Annotated in this window: 20 protein-coding genes and 1 tRNA gene; 15 read left to right on the forward strand and 6 right to left on the reverse strand. The window is 39.4% G+C overall.

Annotation, left to right across the window (positions count from 1 at the left end):
* Positions 1-6: 6 nt before the first annotated feature.
* The 8 genes from ACUNWA_RS06175 (at position 7) to ACUNWA_RS06210 (ending at position 8,466) form a co-directional block, all read left to right on the forward strand.
* A complete protein-coding gene (locus tag ACUNWA_RS06175; RefSeq protein ID WP_445591019.1) occupies positions 7-1,413 on the forward strand; it encodes a hypothetical protein in 1,407 nt (468 codons plus the stop codon).
* A 117-nt stretch (positions 1,414-1,530) separates the two neighbouring features.
* The gene (locus ACUNWA_RS06180) at positions 1,531-1,839 is read left to right on the forward strand and encodes a helix-turn-helix domain-containing protein (RefSeq protein ID WP_445591020.1); all 309 of its coding nucleotides are present in this window, start codon (positions 1,531-1,533) and stop codon (positions 1,837-1,839) included.
* Positions 1,840-1,853: 14 nt separating this feature from the next.
* Entirely contained in the window at positions 1,854-2,129 is a 276-nt protein-coding gene (locus tag ACUNWA_RS06185; protein WP_445591021.1) for a helix-turn-helix domain-containing protein, read from the forward strand.
* Positions 2,122-3,042, forward strand: coding sequence for a hypothetical protein (locus ACUNWA_RS06190; RefSeq protein ID WP_445591022.1), 921 nt, complete (start codon positions 2,122-2,124; stop codon positions 3,040-3,042). Before ACUNWA_RS06185 ends, ACUNWA_RS06190 begins: the two co-directional genes overlap by 8 nt.
* A 144-nt stretch (positions 3,043-3,186) precedes the next feature.
* A complete protein-coding gene (locus ACUNWA_RS06195) occupies positions 3,187-5,427 on the forward strand; it encodes a DEAD/DEAH box helicase family protein (protein WP_445591023.1) in 2,241 nt (746 codons plus the stop codon).
* A gap of 1 nt (position 5,428) precedes the next feature.
* Complete coding sequence (locus ACUNWA_RS06200) at positions 5,429-5,656, forward strand: hypothetical protein (protein WP_445591024.1); 228 nt, start codon at positions 5,429-5,431, stop codon at positions 5,654-5,656.
* A 3-nt stretch (positions 5,657-5,659) separates the two neighbouring features.
* On the forward strand, positions 5,660-7,849 hold the full coding sequence (locus ACUNWA_RS06205) for an AAA family ATPase (protein ID WP_445591025.1): 2,190 nt from the start codon (positions 5,660-5,662) through the stop codon (positions 7,847-7,849).
* 2 nt (positions 7,850-7,851) lie between these two features.
* Entirely contained in the window at positions 7,852-8,466 is a 615-nt protein-coding gene (locus ACUNWA_RS06210; RefSeq protein ID WP_445591026.1) for a hypothetical protein, read from the forward strand.
* Between the two features lie 174 nt (positions 8,467-8,640).
* On the opposite strand, the gene ACUNWA_RS06215 is transcribed toward ACUNWA_RS06210, so the two are convergent.
* The 3 genes from ACUNWA_RS06215 to ACUNWA_RS06225 are packed head-to-tail and all read right to left on the reverse strand — an operon-like array spanning position 8,641 to position 13,883.
* Positions 8,641-9,747 carry a phosphoadenosine phosphosulfate reductase domain-containing protein gene (locus ACUNWA_RS06215; RefSeq protein ID WP_445591027.1) on the reverse strand — a complete coding sequence of 369 codons (1,107 nt, stop codon included), beginning with the start codon at positions 9,745-9,747 and terminating at the stop codon, positions 8,641-8,643.
* On the reverse strand, positions 9,740-12,958 hold the full coding sequence (locus ACUNWA_RS06220; protein WP_445591028.1) for a hypothetical protein: 3,219 nt from the start codon (positions 12,956-12,958) through the stop codon (positions 9,740-9,742). The genes ACUNWA_RS06215 and ACUNWA_RS06220 overlap by 8 nt, the downstream gene beginning before the upstream one ends.
* Positions 12,948-13,883: a DUF4007 family protein gene (locus ACUNWA_RS06225; protein ID WP_445591029.1), complete on the reverse strand. Its 936-nt coding sequence runs from the start codon at positions 13,881-13,883 to the stop codon at positions 12,948-12,950. Before ACUNWA_RS06225 ends, ACUNWA_RS06220 begins: the two co-directional genes overlap by 11 nt.
* Before the next feature lie 881 nt (positions 13,884-14,764).
* Between ACUNWA_RS06225 and ACUNWA_RS06230 the strand changes: the two genes are divergently transcribed.
* Positions 14,765-15,094, forward strand: coding sequence for a hypothetical protein (locus ACUNWA_RS06230; RefSeq protein WP_445591030.1), 330 nt, complete (start codon positions 14,765-14,767; stop codon positions 15,092-15,094).
* 989 nt (positions 15,095-16,083) lie between these two features.
* Complete coding sequence (locus ACUNWA_RS06235) at positions 16,084-16,725, forward strand: DUF6266 family protein (RefSeq protein WP_445591031.1); 642 nt, start codon at positions 16,084-16,086, stop codon at positions 16,723-16,725.
* Between the two features lie 157 nt (positions 16,726-16,882).
* Here ACUNWA_RS06235 and ACUNWA_RS06240 read toward each other — a convergent pair.
* Positions 16,883-16,956 (reverse strand) — tRNA-Ala (locus tag ACUNWA_RS06240).
* A gap of 125 nt (positions 16,957-17,081) precedes the next feature.
* Here ACUNWA_RS06240 and ACUNWA_RS06245 point away from each other — a divergent pair.
* From ACUNWA_RS06245 to hflX, 3 genes are all read left to right on the forward strand, one after another.
* The gene (locus ACUNWA_RS06245; RefSeq protein ID WP_445591032.1) at positions 17,082-17,765 is read left to right on the forward strand and encodes an energy transducer TonB; all 684 of its coding nucleotides are present in this window, start codon (positions 17,082-17,084) and stop codon (positions 17,763-17,765) included.
* A gap of 130 nt (positions 17,766-17,895) precedes the next feature.
* A complete protein-coding gene (locus tag ACUNWA_RS06250; protein ID WP_445591033.1) occupies positions 17,896-18,579 on the forward strand; it encodes an energy transducer TonB in 684 nt (227 codons plus the stop codon).
* Between the two features lie 76 nt (positions 18,580-18,655).
* Positions 18,656-19,867, forward strand: coding sequence for a GTPase HflX (hflX, locus tag ACUNWA_RS06255; RefSeq protein WP_445591034.1), 1,212 nt, complete (start codon positions 18,656-18,658; stop codon positions 19,865-19,867).
* A gap of 76 nt (positions 19,868-19,943) precedes the next feature.
* On the opposite strand, the gene ACUNWA_RS06260 is transcribed toward hflX, so the two are convergent.
* Complete coding sequence (locus ACUNWA_RS06260) at positions 19,944-20,954, reverse strand: aspartate-semialdehyde dehydrogenase (RefSeq protein ID WP_445591035.1); 1,011 nt, start codon at positions 20,952-20,954, stop codon at positions 19,944-19,946.
* Between the two features lie 128 nt (positions 20,955-21,082).
* On the opposite strand from ACUNWA_RS06260, the gene ACUNWA_RS06265 reads away from it, so the two are divergent.
* Complete coding sequence (locus ACUNWA_RS06265) at positions 21,083-22,504, forward strand: T9SS type B sorting domain-containing protein (protein ID WP_445591036.1); 1,422 nt, start codon at positions 21,083-21,085, stop codon at positions 22,502-22,504.
* A 483-nt stretch (positions 22,505-22,987) separates the two neighbouring features.
* Here ACUNWA_RS06265 and ACUNWA_RS06270 read toward each other — a convergent pair whose 3' ends face one another.
* Positions 22,988-24,106 carry an Sb-PDE family phosphodiesterase gene (locus ACUNWA_RS06270; protein ID WP_445591037.1) on the reverse strand — a complete coding sequence of 373 codons (1,119 nt, stop codon included), beginning with the start codon at positions 24,104-24,106 and terminating at the stop codon, positions 22,988-22,990.
* A gap of 145 nt (positions 24,107-24,251) precedes the next feature.
* On the opposite strand from ACUNWA_RS06270, the gene ACUNWA_RS06275 reads away from it, so the two are divergent.
* On the forward strand, positions 24,252-25,112 hold the full coding sequence (locus tag ACUNWA_RS06275; RefSeq protein ID WP_445591038.1) for an ROK family protein: 861 nt from the start codon (positions 24,252-24,254) through the stop codon (positions 25,110-25,112).
* Positions 25,113-25,323 lie beyond the last annotated feature (211 nt).

Consider the following 25,323-nt stretch of genomic DNA (forward strand, 5'->3'; position numbering starts at 1 on the left):
ACAAGAATGAACATTACCAATCAAATCATTAACGATGCTGAATCCCGATATGGATTTGACATTGCCATTTTAAAAGACAAAACAAGCTATCTCTCAACGAAGGACAAAATATCCTTTTTCAAAAAAGAATATCGTCGAATATCAAAAATTCTCAATGAGGAATACAAAGAGCAGATCAAAACATTTCCGCTAAGAGATCTTCTGGCATTTGATGTCTATGAAAAGTTGATTGGCTTTACCAGGCACTTTCTTCAACCACTTTCAACCCATACTGAGATCGCCTTTCAGGACACACAGCAGGAAGATTTTAAAATAGGCCCAAACAGACAGCCAATAGTTCGCAAAAATTACAACTTTGCCAGACACCATGAAATCGGGCAAAAATTATCTGATTATCTCCAACTAATACTAATTTTGAAATGGCTAAGGAATCAAACAGGCTACGACACAAATCGTTACCCGGACAGATCCTATTTGGTCGCTTTCAAAAATGGCGATACAGTTTATGTCAGGTACGACGACTTCCCCGAAGGAGTGAAACTATATTACGACGAAACAGGAAATCAAGCGATTTTAGATGCCTGTGACGAAATTATACATTGTCAGAAACCGAGGGTAGCTTTAGATCCACTCCTGCAAAAATTACCATATTATTCCGGCGATGAGGCTCTAACGGTATTTGATCGCGAATGGTATAAACATGAAAAACAATCCCCTCTGAATTACAGGTGCTTCCCCAGCATCAGTGGGTTTAAGATGACCCCCAACCCAAATCCAGGGGCTTGCATGTGGTCAGGTGAATATTGCATCAGCAAGAAGGAATTAGATAACCGCTACACGCGCTTTATCAATCTTTACAATCATCTGGATAAAAATGAGCAGCAAGAACTTCTCTTAAACTCAATCGACTACTTTAACAAGTTCCTGCAAACCGACTGCTTTGAAAAAACAATCCACAAGAAGCCTTTCGAAGAGATATTGTCAAAACTAAAAGCATTGAAAACGGATTCTGTTATTTCGACAGAAACTGATCTATCCTACCTTTCGGAAGCACCAACGAATGATGCTACGCAAAGAAGCATTCCGGGCAAAAATCCATCAACGATCAGTTTCCTTAATGGAACCCAGGAGGAGAAAGAGGAGCTATTGAACTTTATTGTGGACACCTATTCTGGTAAGAAAGGAAAACGCATTGCAATCATGATTCAGGCATTGGAAGAGAACAATCGGATTGCTTATCATGAAAGAACAGAACTATACGCAGCCCTTAGGAAAGATTTTGTCGATATTGGGGCTAATTCCGGCATTAATAAGTATATGACCGATAATATGAGGGAGGATAAAACAATACGTAAAGATGTTGAACTCCATGCAGAAAAAATAAGAAAACACCTCGAAAATCTGCCCAAATAGTTGTTTTTGATTGTTTGAAGTTGTCACAACCACAAACAACTGATTATCAATAGATATCAAATAACGAACCATTACTTTTATTGACAGAAATTAAAACAACAAATAAATATTTCTGTTATGAAAGAATTATCTTTTGATGCTATCCCAGCTAAAATTCAGGAACTAAACAGTCGCCTGATCCGCATTGAGCATCTACTAAAAACAAAAGGAGAAAAAGCCGAAACCGACCAATGGTTCGACCTCGACCAGCTAGTCAATTACCTACCTGGCCATCCGGCCAAACAAACCATCTATGGTTTAGTGTCTAACCGGAAAATACCTTTCCACAAACGAGGAAAGCGTTTAATCTTTTCAAAGAAAAGTATCGACCTTTGGATTGCCGAAGGTCGCCAAAAAACAGTGGACGAAATCAGAAACGAAATTTAAAGGAGGGACTCGTCATGCAAGAAATAATTAGACTTGTCTCTTCGCTCAAAAAAGACATTGAACAGCTGCGATCTGAAGTGACCACGATGAAAAAATCGCATGTACAAGTCTTAAAAGAAGAATGGATCCCAAAGGAACAGGCCATGCAGATTCTAAAAATGGGCGACAGAACCTTTCAGAAACTGAAACACGGCGGGAAAATCCCCTATGCAAAAATTAACGGAATACACCTGTTCAGAACAACAGATATCGAGCAGCTTTTGGAAGCCAACTACCGCTATCATGATTGACAACACATCAATAGTTATTCAATCCTTTGAGTTGGCTCACCTCTTTAGTGGAAAAACCGATTCAGTTACATACCGCGGAATCACTTTTGATCCTATCATAAAAAAAGGACAAATCATTTGCTGGCGAGCCGAATTAAATAACCTCAGGTTATCATTGATTAAGGACCAACTGCGAATCTCTAATTCCATCCACAAATACTTTCATCGCAATAATTATTCTGATTTTACCTACAAGCAATTAATCCAAGCATTTAACCAACTTTCAGAATCCTTGGGCATAGATCTTTTAAATGCCAAAGTCAAACGACTTGAGTATGGCTGCAACATCCCCTTGCATGACGTCATGCCACTCATCAACAATATCATCTCAATCAAAGCAAAGTACTTTATGCCGATGAATTCAAATTCAGTGATCTATGGGAAAAAACTTGATTTAAATGACTATTCGGTCAAGCTGTACGATAAACAATTTGAAGTAAAGAAACACAATAAAATACGACTACCCCAACCTTTACTCCGATATGAAAAAGTAGTCAAACGAATGCGCTACCTGCACAAAAAAGGAATCCATATCCACACAGTCGAAGACCTGCTGGTTCTGGACAACCTCCAAGCCTTGGCCGATGACCTTACTCTCACTTTCCGTCAAATTGAAAAAACAAACATCATTGAGTTCAACAAACTAGACCTTGAAGGTCTAAAGAAATACTGTCTATTGCAAAATCCGAACGTTCTAGCATATGCAACAAAAAATCATCGCCGCTCAGTAAATCGCTACAAGAACGAGATCAGGGCAATCGAATCCAACGAATACTACAACGAAATTCAAGATAGAATGGAAGAAAGATTCCAAATCCTTCTTAAGGGGTATTTCCAGACTTGTAATATACATGGAAAACCATACCAAAGCTGACCTAACCTTCAGCATAAACATCCCTAACAATTCTGTACCTTAAAAACTACTCCCAAATTATTTCAAAAAACAATCATTTGTTAAGTATAATTTCATAAATTTGATTTTTAACCTAAAAAACCAAATGTGAAAGTATAGATAGCTATGCTTAGTCAAATCGGATATCCCCAAACCCTAGAATATAGCTCGGATGGACTTCATCTTCCAATCGAGTTTTTTATGCTTACTATTCCACATTGCAAGCACATCGATTTGAAGCTTGGGTATTTTAGTTCCAACGCAATTCGGACATTATCTTATGGTTTTGCTCAATTCATTCACAACGGAGGTACTCTGAGAATAATAACAAATCATTTTCTTTCATATCAAGATAAAATGCTCTTGGATGAGGCAAATTCAGAATTGGCGGTTGAAGAGTCCGAGATGAAGCGATTTGTTGAAGACGATTTGGAAAGCCTGGCTAAGATACTCGAATCCGGTGATCAACACTTCTTTGATTGTTTAAAATATCTCTTAAGGTCAAAAAGACTTGAAATCATACCGGTCAAACTAAGGCCCAATAAGCTGGCTCATTTCAAGCAAGGTGTTTTGGATGATGGGACTAGTCAGGTCTATTTTAATGGGAGCTGTAATTTCACCTACAAAGGATTAATTGACAATGGAGAGAGTATAGCAATTGCTCGTTCCTGGGGTGAACGATCCGAAAAACTAAAATTGCAAGAGAATATTTCGTCAATTGATCGAATTTGCAAAAAAGAAGACCCAGGATTCGAATATCTCCACTCCAATCAAATAATCGAAATAATCAATAGAACAGGCCAAGATCGCCAACTAAATGAGCTAATAGAGACTGAGCTTGAAGTTTTTGAAAAACTATCAAAATTACCTAGACTTAAAAAGGTACTCCAAGCTTATATCTCAAACTTCAGGGAAGTTGTAAAGAAAGAAAAGCAGAGAATACATTTCCCATACCCAGAAGGCCCCCGCGATTATCAGCAGCAAGCATACGAAAAATGGAAAGCCAATAAATACCAAGGTATCTTTGCTATGGCAACTGGTACTGGGAAAACTATAACCGCATTAAACTGTTTACTCGAAATTTATCAAAATTCGAATAATTACAGAGCAGTTATTCTAGTTCCTACAATTTCGTTGGTTAGACAATGGAAGGAAGAAGCATTTAGCTTTAATATGAGAAATGTTATTACTGCTTCTTCCAAGGATAAATGGGAATCACAAATCTCTACAGTTCTATTGGGGTGTAAAATCAAAAAAAACCAATCTTTTGTGATTATCGTTACCTATGCCTCATTTCATCGGCCAAAGTTTCAGAATTACTTCAAAAAGTTGCCCAAAGATACATGTCTTATTGCTGATGAGGCACACAATATGGGGAGTCCAAAGATTTTAGCAACACTCAAAGATCTTTCGGTCTCAAAAAGAATAGGTCTTTCTGCAACACCCGAACGGATTTATGACAACTGGGGAAACAAGCAGATAAGATCCTTTTTTAATGATGGACCTCCCTACATTGTCAATTACTCGATGGAATTGGCAATTAAAAAGAAAGTTCTTTGCCAGTATTTCTACTATCCACACATTGTCTATTTAAATGAGATAGAACTTAATGAATATCTAAAGATATCTAAAAAGCTAATTCCTTTTTTTGATTCAAATACTGGGACTTATAAGGATGATCCGATTGTCGAAATTTTATTGTTGAAACGTAAAAGAATAATCCATAAAGCACAGTCAAAAATTGAAGCTTTCGGAAAAATGACTTTGGAGAGATATAATGAAAAAGGAAATCTGAAATATTCGTTGGTTTATGTACCTGAAGGAATTGAGCCAAATTATGATGAGTCAGATTTGCATGATGATAACGCTGAAGATAGTAAGCTAATAGATCAATACACAAAAGTTGTTAGTGCCATATCTCCAGAAGTTACAATCAGCCAATTTACCGGAGAGACAAAGAATCGAAACGAGATTTTGAATAATTTCTCATCAGGAAAAATACATGTTTTATCATCTATGAAATGTTTAGATGAAGGTGTTGATATTCCACGTACAGAGCTTGCTTTTTTTTGTTCAAGTACAGGAAATCCAAGGCAGTTTATTCAAAGACGCGGAAGAATACTCCGAAAACATCCAGAAAAGGATTTTGCGGTAATACATGATTTAGTTGTTGTCCCTAAATTGTATAACAATTCAGACATCTCTTATGATATGGAACGCAATATGGTTGTCAAGGAATTTGAAAGGGTCGTTAATTTTTCCTTCTTAGCAATTAATAAGTATCATACATTCGAAGCATTAGAGAACGTATTAAAGCATTATGGAATTAGTCTTTTTGAAATAGAAGAAAACCTAAAGTCAAGATAAAATGATAATAACACAAGCCGATAAAATCTATCAAAGTTTTATTGAACACGAACTAATCAAAGAAAAGTATCAGTTAAAAGTTTCTGATCTACCCCAAAAGACTGTTGGACCAGATGCCAATGAAAAGATTATTGATACCATCAGATTATTAATAAAAGAAGTTGAAAGGGGTGCAAATAAAACCGACAAAGAGATCATTGAATTTATTTCTAAATCATTAAACGAATAAGTCATGTACATAAAACAGTTGGTGATAGAAAACTTTCAATGTTACTATTCTCGAAAAGAGTTTAAATTTTCAAAAGGATTAAATATTATACTTGGAGCTAATGGGCATGGGAAGAGTAAATTATTCGATGCAATTCAGTGGCTTTTTACTGGAGAAATTGATGAGGATAAAATGTCTTTTATTCGTGAGAGTATTATCTCCAAGAAAGCTTTAAATGAAATGACGCTAGATGATATCGTGACTGTACGTGTGGCGTTAGAAGTTCAACAGGAATCAATACCATATACAATTGAAAGGCAATATACAGTTACACTTCGATCTGAAAATGACTATATAATTAAGGAAGAATTTTCAGGATATGAATTATTGGCAAATGGAGAAAGACAAGTCTATCATGGTGCTCAAATATTAGAAAGAGTATTTCCATCCAAGTTACGCCGATATTGTTTGTTTAAAGGGGAACGCTCATTAAATATTTTTGATCCGAACAGAAACCCTGATGCATTAAATAACCTAATTAATTCACTTTCTGAGTTTAAATCGTACGATCGTTATATCAAAATTACTGAGGGACTTTATGAGGCAAGCAAGACTAGTGTAGAACGGCTTGCTTCTCGTTATTCCTCAAGTACAAGAAAATTTGAAATAAAAATTGCTGAAAGGGATCATTTGAAAAAGAATCTTTTGGATAAAGAGCATGAAATAAAAGACCTTAATCGCAACCTCAATGTAGTAAAAGAGCATATGGACGATAGCGTTGGCGTCCTTGAAAAAGGAGAAGCTATAAAGGCTATGAATTCGAATATAGTGAAGCTTGATAAGGAGATATCTAATATTCGCTATTTAATTGACTCTAAAATGGAGTACACACATTTTTTATTCGATGATCATTGGATACTAAATCAGTTTCAGAGCATCAGAGAAGACTTCTCTAAGAAAATAAAAAAGGCGAGTCGGGAAAGAAGACAATTGAATGATGAATTTTTAAAAGAACTGGGGAAAAAAGAGGCAATTCAAGAAATAACTAAAACCACGGTTCCTTTACCCATCGGCACACCTTCTGAAGAACATATGGAAGAGATGCTTCAAGAAGAGATATGCAAAGTATGCAATCGTGAGGCAAAACAAGGCAGTGATGAGTATAATTATATGAAACAGAGACTTGAAGACTACCTTTTATCCATTAGCAAACCTTCTGCTGAAATCGCTGAAGGAGATGAGGAACAAGAACAAGCTTTTAAGAATACTTTCATCGAAGAATTTCGGGACATCAATAAACGACTAGAAAGGCAGGCTCCTAAATTACTTTCATTAAAAAAGTCAATTCAAGAAAATTTTGAATTTGTTGAAACTAGAAAAAGCCAATTAGAAGACTTGGAAGTGAGGCTTTCTGATAAAGAGAAAGAAAAGGAACGACTTTTAAGTCAATACAGCACAGGAGAAAGAGATTTGCTACAGACTGCTGCTGACATTAGAAGATTCTCAAGCGACAGAACAAGGTACGAAAGAGAATTATCTAAAGCTGAGTACGATGCAATTGAACTTAGAGCTGCACTTGCAGAAAAGGAAACAGAAATTAATAAGATTAATACTGAAGGTGTGCCATCAGCTCTCATTGAAAAACGAGATGTTTTATTTGATATATACAAGATTGCTAAAGACACAAAAGAAAGGAAGTATAATGATTTTATTAATGACTTAAAAGAAAGTGCCAATCATTATTACCACAAACTTGGGAAAGCAAGTGATGGTTATACAGGAATGGTTGACTTGTACAGACTGAGAAATGATATGGTTGTTGTTCGAGCAATTGATGAAAGATCCAAAGAAGATGTTACTGGATCTTTGAATAGCTCAACTATTACATCATTGTACTTAGCAATTTTAATGGCAATTTCAGATCTAGCGAAAAATAAATTATCAGAAAGGCTGCCTATGATATTCGATGCGCCAATCTCTGATTTCGACCATTCGAAATCCTTAGAGTTCTTTACAATTGCTAAAAATACGTTTGAGCAATCAATAGTAATGATGAAAAACTATGTTGAAAAAGATATGGAGAGTAATATATTTTACATCAATGAGAATTTTTCAGAAATTGAGCCTGATAATGCTTATTGGATAAAATTAGATGAAGGAATAAATCATAAAGAGTTACATACAGTTAATTCAAAAATTGAAAGAATAAGATAGTCATGGAAAGCATATTTAATCTTTGGAAAACAAGAGTTCCTCAGTATAATCCCGAATTTCAACCTTTACTAGAATATCTTGGAAGAAAAGGAGGTGGCTCCGAGAACGATAAGGAACAACAGGGAAAAACATTTAGTAATCTGTACGAAGTTTACATATACGCCTTTTTCTTAGGCTTGTATAATGGAGAAAGGGTTGAAATTGATAAAGGTGTGGAGAAGAAGAATTTTGGTCAACCCATTGAATACTGGGGAAAGACAAAAGCTATTGGAAGAAAAGATTTTTCTGATATTCAAGAATACCTATTTGCTGCGGTAGTTGCAAAGTCAGACATTGACTTGGTTAAACTTGAAAACGCCAACTCGAGCAAAGTTGAAAGTGCGGTAAGAAAGTTAATTCGTGAAATGGAAGCTTTTGCCAATGCTGGTTTTATTTTTTTACAAGATCTCTACGACAATAATCGCAATTTCCTTTATTTTAAAGAAAATTTTGTTTCGTTGATATTACCTGAAATTCAAGAGGATGAAGAGGAGAAAAAGGTCGAACCGGATTCGGTTGTTGCCCCAATGGAAGACGTTGATAATTTAAATAAGAGCGCTCACGACTCAAGAAACTAAGATACGATATTATTATTTTAGTTTTTGTAGAATTGATTGTTTGTGGGATTATAAAAGAAGTTAAGCAAAGTAGAATTTAGGGATTTCAAAATTAAAAGGTAGCATCCAGGTTTTTACTTCATTCTGATCCTTTTATGGGGCACTCTTCGATAGAAATTTCATGTTTAGATTAAGCTAAATAAAACAATTAGCACAAACTTCATCATCGCCAGCTAAAATATCTACAAGTTTATTGGACTTATTTTTACCATTCAACTTTTTTTGAAGAGTGGCGATATAGTCCAACTTAATTTGGGCCATACGGTCAGGCTGTATCAATTGATCCAAGGTTTCATTATCCATCCAGCTATAGCCGTCTTTTTCGTATTCCTGTGCCTTCTTGAATAATTCAGGGTGCCGCTCATAAAGCCAAACCCACTCGATCTTTCTTTGGTAAAAGCAAAAGAAACAACCGGAACGGCTACGGTTATATACTCCTTTTTTTCCATCCACTTCGAACTCAATTTCATCATAATAGCCAGGCACTTTAACGCCATTGCTCTGAAAAAGATCATAAACCTTCTTGAGATCAACGCTATCTTCATTGTCAAGCAGAGAATATTCTTGAAGATTTGAAATGGGGTAGCTATCATCCTTTAAAGACTCAAAAACAACATGATTGAATGTAGCAATGCTCAATTGCAATAGATCTTTCAGCTTTTGTGAAAAAAGATATTTCGGTGATTGCGGTTCATTTACAATCTCCATGTATCGTTCAATCATTTCAGCCTGCCCATGTTTTTGATATAGGGTTGCTAGTCTTTCCCGGTTCGTATTGTGCAATACTTTGTGGAGAATTTCCATACTCCAAATATGTTTGCGAAAAGGAAAGACCGATTGGATATTTGATTTGGTTGAGACGTAGCCCTCACGATCTTCATCATCGCGAATTCCGACATAAGAAATAGCAAGATCATCACCAATCCAGCGTTCAAACGGTTCTAGTTTTAGTTTTAAAGTACACCAACGAGCCATCGATGATGGAAGAAAACCATTATAAATATCCAGGTAATGATCGAATGGGTTTTTGTGACTATGATTCGCTTCTAGTTTAATAATCTTCTTACCTAAAAACGATTCTAGCTCCTGAATTAATTCATAGGTTTCACCCAGTTCTTTCCCCGTATCGGAAAAGTAATACTCCATATCGATCTCAGGATGATGAGTCTTCATGTACATGGCCAATGCCGCGCTATCTTTCCCTCCTGAAATCCCTAATACGTGTCTTACTTTTTTATTCATTGTCGATTTCCTCCTGGAGTAATTTGATTAACAAGGCGATATTTGCTTGCTTATCTGTTGCATCCAGCATTTTCTGAATGCTTACTTTTTTTTGCTCAATCTGCCTAACCTTGCTTTTTGGCAATCGGATTAAGTTTCGTTGTACTCCCTTAACAAAGGAAGTCAATTCAAGTTTCAAAACTTCTTCTTTACCCTCGTCGATATCTTTCTTACTAATATCGGTCAAATTATCCAACTCATGAACCCGCTTATAGAAATTTGACTGAAAACCAAGTTCATCATCATCTGTGAATTGGTCAAGTGGCTTACCCGAAATGGCTGTGGCGATCGAACTTATCCATGATTGCCGATCATCCAAAGGCGTATTGATTCGTTGTACCAATACTCGGAGCTTTGGATCGATGTGTTCCTTTTTTAGCTTCTTAAATCGTTGCTGAAGCAACAGTTTGTTATCCGGGAAGTCAATGCGCTCTTCTCGGACTGTTTTGCCAATAACCTCCTCAACGCGATTGACTAAATTAGGGAAAGCCCCACTGAGCTCCCTTGTAGCGTTCTGCAAGCTAATGGAAAATTCTTCAAGCTTTTCATCCGAATTAAAATCATTCAGCGTATATCCTAAAGCTCTTGGTATATCATCAAAAAATACTTTTTCAGGATCAGTTGCCTGAGAGATTGCTTCACGAAGCCTTAGTGCCCCTTTGCTTAGCTTACGCGTTTGCTTTGTATAAGGCAGCAGCTGATTATAAAAAACCAAAAATGGTTTGATCGTTTCTATGAAGGTGTCCGAATCTGGCATATTCTCCTCAATCATATTCAGGAAATACCGATAACGGTTAAATATACTCAACCGAGTCTCATCTAAATTGAACGTACTTATCCTGTATTTTTGAGGCTGTTTAAGAACAACCTCCAAGGTGTCGACAGTAAGCTCAGGCACAAAAACGTCGTGTTCAAAAAAAGCAAAGTGCTTTTGTTTGGCAACAAGAAAAATTTGCACCCAAAACTCGATAAACCCTTGTTTTAGCTTGAATGGTCTAGCTTTCAAAATATCAATAAAGTCAGTGAGCTTGCGGGGTGCCACTGCGCAATCTAGCAAATACTTTTCAGAAGCATTCCAAAGAGGACCAAACGAATCATCCAACGGACTTCCAAGCCTCCACTTCCCATTCGATCCGCTTTGATGTATTCCGGTTCTATTTAATAAGGCCAAATAGATGGTCTTGTCCGGCGGGAATCGACTTTCATCGTAGGCCAAATAGGGCTCTGAAACGGAACTCAACAGAGAAGTGATTAAATTCTTTTTTGCAGAAGAAATCGCAGCGCTAATCTTCTCCTTATTCATTAATTCATTTCTCAGAATCGGAGTGTCTTTGTATACTTGATTGCAGATTTCAGAAAGCGCCAAATTCATTTCCTTGGCGTTTCTGAATTTCTTGGCTTCCCCTTTAAAGTACCATTCGACGTCAGTATTCTCGCCGTAAAGTGATGCGTGAAATTGTTTGTTAAGCTCTTCTTTAGCACTATTCAAATAGGTATCTAATTCAACGATTGCGATTTGATCATCTAAACACTTACTTTTTACCAGTTCAATCTTTTCAATCTCAATCAGCAATTCTCGAATTGGATCAATCTTTTTAAACCAGCCATACAAGATGGCTTCACTTTCTTTTTTTGAAATCGCAGCAATAGCATCTTCTTTCAGCAGATTATTAAAAATGATACTGATGTATCCATCAACTTGACCTTCGGGGATTCTGTGTGTTGGGTTCTCTGTCAACTCAAATACAAAATATCGTGGTGTCCCTTTTTCGTAAAACACTCGTTTTGCAGGTATAATTGGAAAGTTGAAATGTTTTTGCAGCTGATGGACAATGGAGAAATCTTTGGAAACTTGGCCTTCAGCTAACTCTAACTCTAGATTCAAATCAAAGTCAGTTCCTTTAAAAAGAACATATCTTTGGCTATAGTTACGGAAGCGGATAATCTGTTTTGTTTCTAATCTGTCTATTATCCGGTCTGGGTTGTCAATACCTAATGCTATTTTCGCGTAAGTATTTAGAAATTCTCTTGTCAACTTCTGCCCCTGCCTGCCAAGTATAGAAGCCAATCCTATAGTTTTGATAATTTGTATTGCAGCACTGTATTGCTCGTCAAATTGTGATTCAACTCGCTGAATAGCTTCATCAATCGCTTTCCAATGCGCAGAATCGGGATTGAACCTGGAATTTAATAAACTATGAAAATTATATTTGAGATAGTCATACACGCAGGCTGCATGGTAATATCCATTCCCGTCGGTAAAATCATTTAAACCCAAATAGTCATCTGTATCAAGCAATGAAAATAGAGACCGCTCATTTTGTCCGTAGCGTTGAAAGGCTACTGTTGCAATGGAAGCAGATAGAATGTCAAAGGGAAAAAGTTTCTTTGCAAACTCCAATGCGAAATAGTCCCGCATAGGAAACACATCAGCAGTCTGTATGGCTTCAAATAGTTCTTTTTGCTTCAGCTTATCTATTTTACAAGGATATCCCTTTCCCGAAATTCGTTCAGAAGCCAGGAATAGTAACTGTTCAACTGGTTCGTTGAATGAAACCTCGACTAACCTTCCTTTCACTTTTTCCCATTCCTTTTTCTGCGCCTTGGTAAGTGTAAGTGCATATTCTTCAAAAGGTTGATGAAGAGTTGATATAAAAAGAATCGGCAAGTCAGGAGAATTGACAAACTCAGCCAATTGCTGGATAAAGTATAATTCATCCTCGGGACTTTCCTTCGCTGCGTATTCCAGAAACTTACCAAACTCATCGACGACAACCAATTGACCTATTTTTTGCTTTGCCTTTTTGTTGATCGTTTTCTTAAGTTCCGCGAATATATCCGTGCGATTTTCTATCTCAAAAGTATCGCAGAAGTCCTGCTTAAATGAAGAGTAGTTCCCTACGATGAATGTTGAATCAAATGAATCAATTGAACCGTTCAGGGGATTTAGAAAATAGTCAGCCTTCTTGTTTAATACTTTCTCGAAAGCAAGTATAAAAGCTGATTTGCCTGTACCATACGCGCCAATAATATTGAACGACTTAGTCCCGTGGGAAAATGCAGATGTAATTTTCTGAAATGCTTTCTCTCCATTTCTTGTCGGAATATAGCTCAACGAAACATCTTTGTCTCGCTGAATATTAATGGATGGAGAAAAATATTTAGTTTGCATAGTATTGTCTTAGGATATCCCATTGGTTAAGTTCCTCAGGCAAAACCAGCACAGTAGTACCGGCAGTTTCTGATACGATTATACCGGGATATAATTTCTCTAATTCTTTTAACTGTTTGTAAAGTGCGTCTTTATTCAATAGGAAAACCATTCCCGGGCTGTTTGGGTCTATCTCCAACGTCTTTAAACCAATGTTTTTAAGCCCATTGAAATTATCGAGTATTGCAAATAGTAGCACTGCTGGAGGCAATGTAGGGCGACCATCACCATGAAGATAAAACCATTCTATTTTTTCCCTTTTGTTTGTGCCTTCTTTTATTTCCTCTTCAATCGTGGAGTTAATCAGCTCCAGTTCAATCATCAAGCTACTTACTTCCTCTTCAAAGTCCTTTGTCAACAACTGAAAATCCACTTTACTGTAAAGACGAGTAAAAACAGAAATATCCTTGGTGATTGTATTATGATTCATTGAATTATCATCTAATTCAGCATATTTCCTTTTTATAAATGCTGCCAACTGATTCTTGCTGAATACAGACCTTTCCTTTCTAAGTTCATTAAAAATCAGGCTATAGATTGATGAATAATCCGATTTTATTAGAAAGTAATGCAACAACCAAATGGAACCAATGTCCTCCAAAAAAGGATCAACCCCAACTTCACTATCAAATATAAATTCAGCAAATTCACTAAGAGTAGAATTGTCTTCTTGAAGTAATCCCAAAGCTTTCATCCAAAACAGAATAGATGAAACCATATTTTTCCCAACACCTAACTCAACGACTGCATCTTCTGAATTAAATTTTCCACCCTCTTTTATAAAGTCGTATCCTTTTTTCGGCCAGAAGTTTCGGACAACGAAAGTGTCATGACCAGAGAATCTAAGCTTGCTCATAATGAGCAAAAATAAAGAAAGTAAATTCAATTTTTAAACGTTCGATTTTTTATTTTTTAACATTAAATCAAAGTTTCACACAACAGCCTACTAACGAATCGACTACCACAAAGCATCCAAGTGAAACACGATTCCAGCTTTAGCATTGCTGCCTCTCAGAAATATTACTCCGCCTGTTCCCTTTCAGCATATAGCGATCCTTACCTTAAAACTTAATATAAAATAGTCGGCTAAAATCATCACCGCATGTGTAGCTAATACCAAAGTTTTCAAGCGGGCGAGGCATTGTGAGTATACTCCTCAAATAATTCACATTCTGAAAAAACACTCTTCAATTAACTAAAACAAATAGACCAAATAAGTTGCGATAAGTACTATTACAGCGACGATCTTCCTTCGGATGACAGACTATCCATATCGAGTAAAAATAGCTTAAAGTACTCAATACCGCCTACCCCTCTACAAATACTCTCAGCACTTAAAGTTATACTTTGATACAGAAGCGATTTGAATCATCACAGCCTATTTCAAACCTACCACAGAAGCCACTCAAATCCCCTCAAATAGCACCCTCATCCCTCGCGAGAGCGACGATCTTCCGGTAGATGACATAGGTGTCCATTCAAGCAAAATAACGGCTCTATGGTCGCATTTCACAACACTTTGCAGTCAACGTTTCCAACGAATTTTCATACTCCTTAACTTTCCCAAAGACGCTGGTCTAAGTCCCCATTAGCCGGAATAGCAATGTTTAACGCTTATTGGACAAGTACGACCTTTCAACCGAGAGCATCCCTAATTTCTCAAATGGGCAGGCTCAAAAGCCAGTGCAAATTATACCTCACATGAACAAACTAATCCACCTGACTATTCCTGAACGTTTCTATCTTTGATCTGAAAAACTATTCTTTATGCACACCTATCGAATCAAGTATAAAGAGAAGATTCCAAACACTTCAAACCGTCGATGGATTGCATTAAAGCTTAAACCTCTGTACTGGAAGGATCGGCCAATCCCCAAAGACTGGTATTGGTTCGAGAAAAATATAGAACTCCAAGAAGTTCCAGAGCCCAAAGACACTTGTGTTGATGTTCTTTGCTCAAATGAATTATTGGAAGGAGGGGCTTGGATGGCACCAATCATCATGAAGCTACGAGCCAATAAGGATATCGACGCCATCCTATATTTACAGGGCAATGTTCACAATAATTGGATTACAATTTATAGTAAGTTTCCGTAGCATATCCTTTCCAAACTGGACCATTCGACTGCCTGCGAATTGCCACCACACCCCAGTCCTTCTGTTGTTTGTTTTTGTCACACTTTTTGTATGGCCACCCCACCAATAGCACATTGGCTTTTTCGTGCCTCAAAGCCCAAAAGCTATTCCCAAGCCACAAAACAAAAAAACGGTCACCCCATTGCGCCCCGAGTGCCCTTGCGCCAAAAACAAACAACCCAAAGCAATAGTTACATAATGGCTTCTTATAGGAACAGCCGCACAAACCCCAGCCAGTCCAAAGCTGCCCTATAAGTCAATTATGTAAAAATTGCCTCGCCCCGCACACCCAACCAGCTTGCTTATCCTCTTGCAGACACTTCCTGAAGACCTCATTGACCCCACCTCCCTTTTAGCGGTGCAGGGCATCATTGTTCAACGGCCTATGCCTGCGGCAACTTCGCTTCACGTCTTTTCGGGACACTGCGGCACTGTGCTCCGCTCAACTAACCTCCGTGCCCTTCCTTCCGCTCAGCTCAGCCACCTCAGCATCCCACACAAGATTGAAGCCTCCTCTTCGTTCCGGCTCCAACCTTGTCTTCCCAAACCCAATCAGCGGTATGCCCTGCGAATTCTCTACCCCGTCTGGACTCCCCCGGCGTCTTTCTCCTTGACTTAATTGCCCGCTTAGCAAAGCTATGCCTCGGGTCTGAAATCACCCAAAAGACTACGACATAAACCCACTTGCCCTCCCACTTCCCATTTATTTCGTTTCCTTTTGTCCATTTCAGCCCCCGCTGTAAAATCGGTGCCTAAGCGTTCAATTAAGCCACTTCAAGCAATTAAAACAGCCCGAAAAGGCAAATTGCGGCAAAAGAAAGCACCTTACCCGCATTAAATCAACAATCCAAACAATACCCTTATTTTTTGATTGACTGGTAGGAAAAAGCCAATACCAACTCCTTACCAAGTCCAAATAACAATATTCAGAAACATTAAATTATTTCATCATGGGAACAATTAAACAAGGTATTTTAGGTGGCTTCTCCGGCAAGGTCGGAACAGTCATCGGGGGCAGCTGGAAAGGCATCGACTATATGCGAAGCATCCCAGCAAGTGTTGCAAACCCCAGAACAGCAGCACAAGTGGATCAGCGAACAAAGTTTACAACCGCATTAAACTTCCTTCAACCCCTAACCTCCTTTATTCGGGTCGGGTTTAAGGACTATGCAGTTAAAATGAGTGCTTTTAACGCAGCAATGGCTTATACCATTCGAAATGCTGTTACTGGTGTCTATCCGGAATATGGCATCTCCTATGCAGATGCATTGGTCTCCAGGGGGAGCTTAACAGGAGCTCTCAATCCTACTGTTGCAGCACCTACACCAGAGCAAATCGATTTCTCCTGGGTGAATAACTCCGGCGAAGGAAATGCCTTGGCAACTGACAAGGTCTTATTGGTTGTCTACAATAGTGTAAAAGACCAAGCATTAACCGTTATCGGTGGTAGTACCCGATCTAGCGGAAGCCAGTCTGTTAATGTGCCTGCAGTATTTGCCGGTGATGCGTTGTACTGCTTCATTGCTTTTCAAAATGAAAATCAATCGGAGGTTTCAAACAGTACATATCTAGGTGAAGTTGTTGCTTCTTAATTCGTTCTTGCCTCTTGCTCTAAAACCGCTTTCAGAAATGAGGGTGGTTTTATTTGTGCCAAAAAACATGCTATAAAAAACATCCAATTGTTAGTACTTTTGTTAGTACAAATAAAAAAGAGCTACAAACACCTGCTTGTAACTCCTTGATTTCCAGTGGAGAATATCGGAATCGAACCGATGACCTTTTGACTGCCAGTCAAACGCTCTAGCCAACTGAGCTAATCCCCCATCTTTTTTGCACCGCAAATATAGTAATATTTTCAATATTCATTCAATAAAGTTCTTATTTGGTTTGGTTTTTGTTTTAGCACCTCCAATTAGCCATTCATTATGAAACAATTAAATCAAACCTCATGGAAACAAAAAAATCAAAAAAAGCCGATCTGGAAGAAAAACGTTCGCTGTTCTTAGGTATTGGACTGGTATTATCCTTAGCTTTTGTTCTGTTGGCCTTCAGCTGGAAAACCCCAGCCACGCAAACCGACGCCTTTGATCAAGTCGATTGGGGAATACCCGATGATATTGTTATTCCACTCACCCGCCCCGAAAAGAAAGAAGTTTTACCACCTGTTCAAACGGTAGTTGAATTTACTTTAGTCGATAACCAAACTGAAATTGAAGATAACAACCTGGAAATATTCAATTCCGAAATAACCGATGAAGGGATTGATGTGGATGCCCTGCTTGCAAACCGAGGAGATGATGCGTTCGAAGACAAAGACGTGATTTACGACTTCGTGGATGAAATGCCCGAATTTCCGGGAGGCATGAAGGCCCTGCTCAACTACCTTGCGAAGACCGTTGACTATCCGGCAGTGGCCCAGGAAAACGGCATTGAAGGCAAAGTCTATGTCAACTTTGTGGTTAATGCCGACGGAAAAGTAAGCCATGTGTCGGTTGTTCGTCCGGTTGATCCTTCGCTCGACAAAGAGGCTATTCGCGTGGTCCAAGGCATGCCACGATGGAAGCCTGGCAAACAATCGGGGCATGCGGTTCGCGTGTCTTATCACGTCCCCATCAGTTTTGTCTTACAATAAATAACACCGAACGGGAGCCTGCCAATAAAATATTTTTTGACCTCTTGATTTTGAAGATTATTTTTTATCTTTAACCCCTCAAAAGAAAAACTTGTTTCTGAGAAATAGAATAAACTTCTAAAACTGAATTATGGAACTAAAGAAATCACCGAAAGCCGATCTTGAGAGCAAAAGAAATATTTTTGTTCAGATAGGGTTAGTGGTATCTCTGGGACTTTGCTTACTTGCTTTTGAATGGACTACGAAAGTAGAACAGGCATCATCATTGGGAACAATGGCTGAGCAGGAAGTTGAAGACGAGATCATCCCAATTACCCGTCAAGAAGAAGTAAAACCACCACCACCACCACCACCACCAAAAGTAGTAGAGGTGTTGAATATTGTGGAAGACGATGTTGAAATTGAGGACGAACTTGAAATCCAAGATACTGACATTGACGAGGAAACAGCCATTGAAGTAGCTCCTGTTATTCAGGAAGAAGAAGAAGAGGAAGAAGGACAAGTATTCTTCATTGTAGAAGACATGCCTGAGTTCCCTGGTGGCGAATTAGCTCTTCGTAAATTCATTGCGAATGCGGTTAAATATCCTGTCATTGCTCAGGAAAATGGTATTCAAGGTAAAGTTTACGTCAACTTCGTTGTCGATAAAGACGGTAGTATTACCAATGCACGTATTGCTCGTGGAGTTGATGCATCGCTAGACAAAGAAGCTCTTCGTGTAGTAAATAGTCTTCCAAAATGGAAGCCAGGACAACAAAGGGGAAAAGCGGTAAGAGTTTCTTATACGGTTCCAATTAACTTTGTATTACAATAACGATTTTAGATAATCAAAAAATCCTGGTTCCGTATTGTCGGGACCAGGATTTTTTATGGATAAAACTTAAAGTTTAATGATAGAGACCGCCAAAATACAGGAAACAGCTGTTTTAGTTGGGTTAATCAACCAGGAGCAGAACGAAAGACAAGCACAGGAGTACCTGGATGAACTTGAATTTCTGGCTGAGACTGCAGGAGCAAAAGTTGAAAAGCAATTTTTTCAACGTCTTGACACCCCCAATCCAGCAACCTTTGTTGGCTCGGGGAAACTGGAGGAGATCAATAACTTCGTCAAGATTCATGAAATCGACACCGTTATTTTTGATGACGAACTGAGTCCAACACAACTCCGGAATATTGAGCGAATACTGGAATGTAAGGTACTGGACCGTACCAACCTAATCCTGGATATTTTTGCCAAGCGGGCTCAAACAGCTCACGCCAAGACACAGGTTGAGCTGGCTCAATACCAATATATGCTACCGCGTTTGACCCGGATGTGGACTCACCTGGAACGCCAGCGAGGCGGTATCGGGATGCGCGGACCTGGGGAAACGCAGATTGAAACCGACCGGAGGATTATCCTCGATAAAATAGCACGCTTAAAAGTTCAGCTCGAAAAAATTGACAAGCAAAAGGCAACACAACGCAAAAACCGAGGCAAACTAGTGCGCGTAGCTCTGGTTGGTTATACCAATGTTGGGAAATCAACCATTATGAACATGCTGGCTAAATCGGAAGTTTTTGCTGAAAATAAGCTGTTTGCCACCTTAGATACGACCGTGCGAAAAATGGTGATTGGCAACTTGCCCTTCCTGCTGGCCGACACGGTTGGTTTTATTCGCAAGCTTCCTCACGGATTGGTCGAATCCTTTAAATCGACACTCGACGAGGTTCGCGAAGCCGACGTTTTAGTTCACGTGGTAGACATTTCACATCCCGGTTTTGAAGAGCAGATTGACACAGTCAATGAAACGCTTGCAGAAATTGAAACAGGCGAGAAACCAACCATTTACGTTTTCAATAAAATTGATGCTTTCGAATACATCCAAAAAGACGAGGACGATTTGAGTCCGAGAACCAAGGAGAACCTCTCGTTGGAAGAACTGCAAAACAGCTGGATGGGTAAAAGCAATACGCCATCGCTATTCATTTCAGCCACTGAAAAGGAAAATGTTGACGCATTTAAGAAATTGCTTTACGAAGAAGTGAAAAAGGTACATATTACCCGATTCCCTTACAACGATTTCTTATACGATATTGATTGGATCACGCCAGAAGAATAACAAGCGAACCCACCATAAAATAGGAAACCCGGCCAATTAAGCCGGGTTTCCTATTATCTATTATTGGTAAAACTTCTTATTTCACTTCACCATTGGCAATCATCCACTCGGCAATCTGAACTGCATTAAGCGCAGCGCCTTTCTTAATCTGGTCACCTACACACCAGAAAGTAATTCCTTTGGGGTTAGTCAAGTCCTTACGCAAGCGGCCCACATAAACATCATCTTTACCCGCCACGAAAAGAGGCATGGGGTATTCCTTGTTTTGTGGTTTATCAATCACAGTCAAACCCTCAAAATTGTTAAACGCCTCACGCACCTGGTCTACGCTCAGCTCCTCTTCAGTTTCTAACCAAATGGCTTCTGAATGCGAACGGGCAACCGGTACACGTACACAAGTGGCACTAACCTCGATGTCCGTATGCATAATTTTCTTGGTCTCCCAGTTCATCTTCATTTCCTCTTTGGTGTAATCATTGTCAAGGAAAACATCGATGTGTGGAATAATATTCATGGCCAACTGGTACTGAAATTTATTGATGGTCGGTTCTTCACCTTTAGCCAACTGACGGGTTTGCTCTTCCAGCTCCGCAATTCCCTGAGCACCTGCTCCACTGGCAGCCTGATAAGTGGCTACCTGAACTTTGGTGATCTTCGATAAATTTTCAATCGGCTTCAAAGCCACAACCATCTGAATGGTTGAACAGTTTGGATTAGCGATGATGTTACGTGGACGAGTTCTCGAATCCTCGGCGTTAACCTCGGGCACAACCAATGGCACGTCATCATCATTACGGAAGGCACTGGAGTTATCAATCATCACCGCACCATATTTTGTAATGGTTGATGCAAACTCCTTAGAAATAGACGCACCAGCAGATGTCAAGGCAATGTCAATATCCTTGAAATCATCGTTGTGTTTCAATTCCTTAACAGTCAGTTTTTCGCCCTTAAAGTCATACACTTTACCGGCACTACGCGCCGACCCAAACAAAACTAACTCATCGAGTGGAAAATTCCGCTCGGCCAGAACTTCAAGAAATTCCTGCCCAACAGCACCACTTGCACCAACAACTGCAACTTTCATAATCTAATTAATTTTATTAATTTCAATTCATTGTTACGTTCTCTCAAACGCATAATAAAGTGCGCAAAATTAGCAGTTTGCTTTTAATTTTTCACATTATGTGGCGTATAAATAGTGTTTTTCTTATAATGCTTTTGATATTATTAACAATTGAAAGCAAAGGCACAGCAATATGGGAAGAGAATTTTGAAGAACCAGACCTGGGAGTCTGGGGTGATGCAGATGGCGAAAACCTCCATATTAATTTAAATCCAGCGATTCGCTGGAATCTTAGCTATGAAGGATGTCAGTTTACTGCTGAAAATGATTACGTCAAAACCGTAAGCACCTCCGGCGGACGTTTTGAAGCACTGGACTGCGATGGAGAAGCCATTTGGACTTCTCCATGGATCAGGATCAGCAAATATACCGAAATCAATTGCGAGCTGATAGCCAAAGAAACGGGTAGCGGAAAAAATCCTGAAAGCAAATACTTAAAAGCCTACTACCAGCTCAACCAGCAAGCGGAAATACAATTTGAGAGCCATGGGGTGAATGAAGGAAACTGGGGTGAAGCCATCGCAAGTCAAGCACAGCTAAAGGGCGATTCGATCCGAATCATTGTCCGTTTAAACAGCAGCTACGCCAATGACAAGGTGATATTGGATGCCGTACGTATTTGGAGCGATCAGCCCGAACAAATTGATCCGGACCAGCTTGCTGTTGCAGGCGACCTGCTCATCAACGAGGTTCTTTTTAATCCGTACCCAGGGGGTGTTGATTTTGTTGAGTTGTACAACCTATCAGACAAAATGCTCCGACTCGATCATCTGTTTTTGGCCAATAAAAATGACGATGGCACCCTAAAAACGATGGTTCCGTTATCAACCCAGGAAACCTACGTCCCTCCTAAAAGTTATTTAGTTCTCAGCGAAAATCAGGAACAGGTACTTGCTTTCTATAACACCCACTGTCCTGATTGTCTTCTGGATCTTCCGGAAATACCCGCCATGAACAACGATGAAGGCTATGTCGCACTGCTCGCCGATTCGCTGAAAATGCTGGATGAATTCCATTATACTGAAAAAATGCACCATCCGTTACTGGTGGATGAGGAAGGCGTATCGCTGGAGCGAATCGCATTAGATGAAGCCAGCAACGCCCCATCAAATTGGGCTTCAGCAAGCGCCTCCGTTCAATTTGCGACTCCTGGCTATGCGAACTCAATGAGCCGCACGGAATTACCCGAACAAGATATCATTACACTAGAGCCTAAATCCTTCTCCCCCAATGACGATGGCTACAACGATTGCCTGAAAATCAGTTACCAATTTGAAAATCCCCACTATGTTGCCAACCTAAAGATATTTGATTCAAACGGCCGCCACGTTTATGATCTGATTCAAAACGAACCTGTCGGAAGTCAAGGTGAATGGATCTGGAATGGCGAATGGCAAAACGGAGGAAAAAGCCAACTGGGCATTTATATCGTGTGGCTTGAAGTGCATGACCAAAATGGAAACACCAAGCAGTTTAAGAAAACCTGTAGCATCACCGACCGACTTGAGTAAAGAACTACCGATATCAAAACAATGATTGCTTGTCATTGATTTTTTGAGATTTGCTTATTACGTTCGCTAATTACAGCTGCACCCAATCGCCACAAGTCGACTCATTAGAAGCAACTTAACAGCAAGATTATTCATGCACACCGAAGTCTTTTTCCTTTTATCTTTAAAATTGGGCAGAAAATAGATCCCTTGCGATCTTCACATTGTGAGACTCAATTTTTTAAAGGCAATTGAATCAGTCATACACTGGTTGGCTCAGATGCTTTAAATCGGGTAGAAAAAAATACTTACTAGCACGTTAAAATCTACGTCTGTCAGATGAAACAAAATAACTCGTGAAATCGTAAAACCAAGTCCTTTACAGCCACTTTTTCTTTAATACTTACACTGTAGTTGATTGGTTTGTGGTTGTAGAGATGTAAAGGTAATTTTAGTTGTTTGTTTAGAGAAAGAGCGGTGAAACAATTCACCGCTCTTTCTTTTTTAGCGATTGGCCATGTCCAGTTTAACCTGTAGCGGTTTACCTTCAAGGGTAAGCAGATTGCTCACTTCATAAGATATTTTTAAACGATCCATAGTGGCGACTTCATCCGAAGTCCCGGTCAAATCAATGAAAACCGTTTGATGGGCCTTGAGGGTGATTTTATCCGGACACGAGAAGCCAACAGCGGGTTGACGGAGTTTCAAATGAAAATCCAGATCACTTGAATTATGGACTTGTATTTTCCGTATCTGCCGATTTTCCAATCCTACCCGTTTATTCTTTATTTCAATAGAACCAAAAAACAGTGGCGTCAGATATTGCTTCTCTCCCACCAACTGATTTTCAAAATAAGCCACAGTCCGACGATCCTTCATCGCTTGCTTAATAGCACCCATCGATTTATCTGTTGCAAACACCAAAGTCATTGGGCGATGTTTGTCGCCATAAGTCATGTGAGCTGGTGAATGAATATCGGAATTCGCAAATACGGTCAGTTTCTTTTCCCGTGCCCAGCTTAAAACTTCCGGATAAAATTCTTTGTGATTATAAACCTCCATACCGTGAAGCATCCCACTATTAATCAGGCGGGTATGCTCATCCCACCAGCGGGTAGTATCTGGTTGCTGCGCTTTCCATCCCGGATGGTTCCAAAAAATAAAAGCGCCCTGTTCTTTGGCCTCAACACAAGCTTCCCACCAATCTTCCCGATCCATCAAATTAGCATTGGTAATAAACAAAGCATTTAAATGTCCCGGAGGCATTTTGCGTGTAATTTCGGTAGCCGGAATCAATACGATACCCATTTGCTCAGCCAAAGGTTCTGCTATTTCAAACGAGCGATTGTGGTCAATTTCCATGTCCTGCGAATGGGGCAGATACTCAATATGATCTGTAATGGCAATGGCATCTAATCCTTCCAACCAGGCTTCCTGAACCCGCACCGTTGGCCACACATCGCCGTCCGAAAAAACGGTATGCATATGAAAATCACACTTCAGGGTTTGATACCCCGGGATATCCGGAATATTGACTTCTGTGCGGCTTTGTGCCAGAGACAAAACAGGAAAAGCAAACAATAGGAATAATAAAATGGAAAAGTTGGTTTTGAGGTTATTCATCGTTCAATAGTTTTTGTGCAAGTTATACAAAAGCTTTCAATCGGTTGCATTCAGAGACTCAAAGATATTACAAAGGCCCTTAAGATATCAAAAATGAAGGACTATATTTGCAACAACACGACTAAAACTAATAAAACAGAATATTATGAAAATGATTGGCGTTGATATTGGCGGAACTAAAATTGAAGCCGCCCTGATCGACAAGAAACAACTTGTCCGATCCTATTCCTGTCCTACTCCTTCAGACCAAACAAAAGAAAAAGTTGTTCAAACCATTGGCGATGCCATCCAGCAAGTGTATGCCGATGATATTGCCGGAATTGGCATTGGTGTTCCCGGCCTGGTTGACCTTGAAACCAACGAAGTGCTGGATGTGGTGAATATTCCATCGTGGGATCGGGTGCCCTTAAAGCAACTGCTGGAAGAGCGTTTCAACAAGCCTGTTTTTGTCAATAACGATGCTAATTGCTTTGCCGTAGGTGAAAACTATTTTGGGAAAGGACAGCAATACGACAATTTTGTTGGCATTACCCTCGGAACCGGACTAGGTGCTGGCATCATCATCAATTCGCATTTGTACTCCGGAACTTTTTGCGGAGCTGGCGAATTCGGGGCATTCTACTATCAGGATAAAACGATGGAAGCCTATGCCAGCGGACAGTTCTTTAAGGATCGAAAGGTGTCGGGGAAAACCCTGGCTGAACAAGCAGAGCAAGGCGACAAGCAGGCTCTTCAACAGTTTAATGAATTGGGAGAACATATTGGACGCGCCATCGCCAATGTGCTGTTTGCCTTGGCTCCACAAGCGATCATTCTAGGCGGCTCAGTTAGTCAATCCTTCCATTTATTTGAAGCAGGCATGCGCGCCGTACTAGAAAACGAGTTCCCTTATCAGCGTCTTTACCAATCATTAAAGATTGAGGTTTCGGAGCTTGCAAACGGTGCTGTTTTGGGAGCATCGTCGCTGGTTATGGATGCTGTTTCAAAAAAGCACGAAAACCACTAGACTCATCGTACCACGCCTTAAGATGAAAGCAAAGAGTTATGCAAAGAGCTCTGTTTTTCCGTCTTATCAATTAAAGACTAAAAATTTCACAAAGGACATGGCTCACACGGATGTCCTTTGTGGAAATAACAAGCCACTCACAAAAATCATCCGCTTATGCACAAACTTCGAAAGTTTTTACTTGCCGCCGCAAGTCTCATCATTCTACTTG

Source organism: Sunxiuqinia sp. sy24 (assembly GCF_052677165.1).